This window comes from Micromonospora sp. KC721, from assembly GCF_004348355.1.
In the GTDB taxonomy this organism is placed as follows: Bacteria; Actinomycetota; Actinomycetes; order Mycobacteriales; family Micromonosporaceae; genus Micromonospora.
Genome location: NZ_SMJY01000323.1, coordinates 1 through 3,669, shown reverse-complemented (window position 1 = coordinate 3,669; position 3,669 = coordinate 1). Strand labels below are relative to the sequence as shown.

4 protein-coding genes are annotated in these 3,669 nt (G+C 73.0%); all 4 read right to left on the bottom strand.

Features of this window, described 5'->3' with window-relative positions; translation table 11 throughout:
- Positions 1 to 195 precede the first annotated feature (195 nt).
- The 4 genes from E1182_RS29730 to E1182_RS29715 all read right to left on the bottom strand — a co-directional run bounded on the left by E1182_RS29730 (position 196) and on the right by E1182_RS29715 (position 3,410).
- Positions 196 to 1,356, bottom strand: coding sequence for an acyl-CoA dehydrogenase family protein (locus tag E1182_RS29730; protein WP_132271031.1), 1,161 nt, complete (start codon positions 1,354 to 1,356; stop codon positions 196 to 198).
- 32 nt (positions 1,357 to 1,388) lie between these two features.
- Complete coding sequence (locus E1182_RS29725) at positions 1,389 to 1,694, bottom strand: type II toxin-antitoxin system VapB family antitoxin (RefSeq protein ID WP_132185724.1); 306 nt, start codon at positions 1,692 to 1,694, stop codon at positions 1,389 to 1,391.
- Between the two features lie 178 nt (positions 1,695 to 1,872).
- Positions 1,873 to 2,475, bottom strand: a complete 603-nt coding sequence (locus tag E1182_RS29720) for a nitroreductase family protein (protein WP_132271030.1) — start codon at positions 2,473 to 2,475, stop codon at positions 1,873 to 1,875.
- Positions 2,476 to 2,477: 2 nt separating this feature from the next.
- Positions 2,478 to 3,410: an aldose 1-epimerase family protein gene (locus tag E1182_RS29715; protein WP_132271029.1), complete on the bottom strand. Its 933-nt coding sequence runs from the start codon at positions 3,408 to 3,410 to the stop codon at positions 2,478 to 2,480.
- Between the last annotated feature and the right edge of the window lie 259 nt (positions 3,411 to 3,669).

The following is a 3,669-nucleotide window of genomic DNA, read 5'->3' as shown; positions in this document are numbered from 1 at the left end:
CCCGGATGGGACGTCGGACCGGGCCGGCAGCGAGTCGGCGGTCGGAAAGCCGGGAAAATCCCTGGTGGGCTCGTTGCTGTCACCGTCGCGGGCCATCGCCCTCACCGTCCTCGTCAGACGCCTCATCTGGTGACGACGGTACGGCTCCGGTGCGACACCCGCTCGCCGAGTGACCCGAACGGGTGCGGGTGCCGGTCAGGCGAACGCGGAGAACCCGGTGAGCTGCTGCCCCAGAACCAGCTGGTGGATCTCGGAGGTGCCCTCGTAGGTCAGCACGCTCTCCAGGTTGTTGGCGTGCCGCATGATCGGGTACTCGCCGGAGACGCCGTTCGCGCCCAGGATGGTGCGGCACTGCCGGGCGATCGCCAACGCCTCCCGCACGTTGTTCAGCTTGCCGACGCTGACCTGCGCCGGGCGCAGCGCCCCGGCGTCGGCCAGCCGGCCCAGGTGCAGCGCCAGCAGCAGGCCCTTGTTCCACTCGACGGCCATGTCGGCGAGCTTGGCCTGGGTGAGCTGGAAGGCGGCCAGCGGGCGGCCGAACTGGGTGCGGGCCGTGGCGTACGACAGGGCGGTCTCCAGGCAGTCGCGGGCCGCGCCGAGCGCACCCCAGACGATGCCGTGCCGGGCCTCGGTCAGGCAGCTCAGCGGGGCCTTCAGCCCGATCGCCCCGGGCAACCGGGCGTCCGCCGGGAGCCGGACGTCGTCGAGGACGATCTCGCCGGTGAGCGAGGCACGCAGCGACATCTTCCGCGGGATCTCGCGCGCCGCCACCCCCGGCGTGTCCATCGGTACGGCGAAACCGCGTACCCCCTCGTCGGTGCGGGCCCAGATCACCGCGACGTCGGCGACCGGCGCGTTGGTGATCCACATCTTGCTGCCGTGCAGCACCCAGTCGTCACCGTCGCGGCGCGCCCGGGTGGCCATCGAGGCCGGGTCGGAACCGTGATCGGGCTCGGTCAGCCCGAAGCAGCCGATCACCTCGCCGGCCGCCATCGCGGGCAGCCAGCGCTGCTTCTGCTCCTCGCTGCCGTGACGCCAGATGGCGTACATGGCCAGCGAACCCTGCACCGACACCAGCGAGCGGACGCCGGAGTCGCCGGCCTCCAGCTCCAGGCAGGCCAGCCCGTACGCGACGGCGGAGGCACCGGCGCAGCCGTACCCGGTCAGGTGCATGCCGAGCAGGCCGAGCCGACCGAACTCGCGGGCCAGCTCGCGCGCGGGCACCCGGCCCTCCTCGTACCAGCCGGCGACGTGCGGGCGTACCCGGTCGTCGACGAGCCGGCGCACGACGGCCCGGATCTGCCGCTCCTCCTCGGTCAGCGACGCCTCGACGTCGAGCAGGTCCAGCGGGCTCATGGCGGACACCCTAACGAATGTTCAGGCGGGGGTCACTCGCCCTGCCCGCCGAGCACCAACACCCGGGCATGGATCTGGTTGCGCTGCTGCAACGCGGCGCGCAACGCCCGGTGCAGCCCGTCCTCCAGGTAGAGGCCGCCGTTCCACTGCACCACGTGCGGGAACAGGTCCCCGTAGAAGGTCGAGTCCTCGGCGAGGAGCTTGTCCAGCGCCAACTCCCGCTTGGTGGTGATGAGCTGGTCCAACCGCAGCGGGCGGGGCGGAATCTCCGCCCACTGCTTCAGGGTGAGGTTGTGCTCCGGGTAGGGACGCCCGTCCCGGACCGCTCTGAAGATCACGGCACGCTCCCCTCCCCGTGGTCGGGCCGACCGACGGCGCGGAGCCGGGTCACGCCGGGGTACCGCACGGTGCGGCACCGATGACCGTGCCAGCCTAACCGCCCGCACCACACCGCGTTTTACTCCCTCAGGGCGGTTCCGCCACCGGCGACACCCGCCCGGAGCAGGCAGCCCTCACTCAACTCCAGCGACCGCGCCGGACCACCTCGCTCACCGGTCTCCGCCCCCGACGCAACGACGGTGACCGGTGGTCAACAGCGCGGTAACCGACCGTTATCGCGCCGATCGGCTGGTACTCCTGCGGCACCCCGAACGCCTCCCGGTACGTGGCCAACCGGTTCGGCGGGATGCCGAAGAAACAGGCCCCCAGACCCTCGTCCACCGCGGTCAACAACATCAGCAGCGCGGCGAACCCGGCGTCGACGTACCAGTACGGCACCGGCCACCGCTCGGTCGACCGGTCCGCCCAGCCCTTGTCCGACTCGGCGTAACGCTCCAGGTAGACCGAACGGTTCGCGTGCGGCACCACGATCAGCGGCGCCCGGCGCATCCCGGCCAGCCAGCGCTCCCGCCCGCCACCGCCCGGGGTGGCCGCCGCCCAGAACCGCTCCCGATCCGCCGCCGCCTCCAGCACCAGGAAGCCCCAGCCCTGCGCGAAACCGGCCGAGGGCGCCCGGACCGCATGCTCCAACAGCCGGTCCACCACCTCCGGCGGAACCGGGCGGCCCGGGTCGTAGTTGCGGACCATCCGACGCCGCCGGACCACCTCGGCGAACTCCATGCTCAGACCCCGGGCCGCAGGCCCCAGACACCCCGCCAGCTCGCCCCCGGCTTCAGCGTGATCAGATCCTTGCCGGACCGGAACGCGTCCGCCGGACAGGTCATCGGTTCCACCGCCACCGAACGGCGGAACCGCTCGCCGGTCAGGGTGTCCCCCGTGTAGACCTGCCACCAGCCGAACTCCCGGTCCGCCCAGATGTGCAGCGCCGCCGAGCCGTCCGGAGCGGCCAGCGTCACCGCCGACCCGCCGTCGTCGTCGTCCCGCACGACGTCACCGAAGGCCAGATCGAGCACCGCGTCGCCGATCGGCCGGGGCTCGGTGAAGTCGTACTCGGTGCCGGCCACCGCGGTCGCGCCGACCGGCAACAGCCGGGCGTCCAGCAGCACCCGGGAACGGCCCGGCACCCGCAGCAACGTCTGGTCCACCGGCACCCCGGGCAGACGCAGGTACGGGTGCACGGAGAAACCGAACGGCGCCGCCTCCGCGCCGGTGTTGGTCACCTCGTGCTCGGCCCGCAGGCCGCCCGCGCCCACGCTCCACCGGCTGCGCAGCCGCAACGCCCACGGGTACCCGGGCTGCGGCGGCAGGTCGTACCCGATGGTGACCGCGTCCGCCGACTCCTCCAACAGCTCCCAACGGACCCAGTTGACCAGGCCGTGGATCGCGGTGTGCCGGGACGGCTCGGACAGGTCGAGCTGCAGGGACCGCTCCCCGAAGGTGTACGCCCCGTCCCGGATCCGGTTCGGCCACGGGGCCAGCACCTGACCCGCCGAACCCGGGCAGACCTCGTCCGCCGCGTACCCGTCGACGAGGTCGACCCCCGCACACCGGTACGACCGCAGCCCACCGCCGACCTCGACGATGACCGCCTCGTGACCGTCGGCGGCGATGGTCCACTGTGCACCCGAGGGCGGGCGCGCCACGTCGTTCTCCATGCCGGTGACCTTATCCCCCGGTCCCGGCGCAGCACCGGACCGGTGCGCCACCGTCCCACCTGACGGCGCGGCTTTCGCCCTGGTTCACCCGCCCTCCGGGAAAGCCCCGCGACCGGCGGCTCAGTCCCGGGCGGCGACCCTCGCCACCCGGTAGCGCAGCAGCGCCGGAAAGATCGCCACCAGCAGCACGGCGAGCACCGCGGCGGCCAGGCCGCCACCGACCCAGGCCACCCCCGAGCCGAACCCGGCCGCCATCGCC

Excerpts from the sequence above, each read along its gene's own strand:
- E1182_RS29730 (WP_132271031.1), bottom strand. The coding sequence starts at position 1,356 with ATGAGCCCGCTGGACCTGCTCGACGTCGAGGCGTCGCTGACCGAGGAG.
- E1182_RS29720 (WP_132271030.1), bottom strand. The coding sequence starts at position 2,475 with ATGGAGTTCGCCGAGGTGGTCCGGCGGCGTCGGATGGTCCGCAACTAC.
- E1182_RS29715 (WP_132271029.1), bottom strand. The coding sequence starts at position 3,410 with ATGGAGAACGACGTGGCGCGCCCGCCCTCGGGTGCACAGTGGACCATC.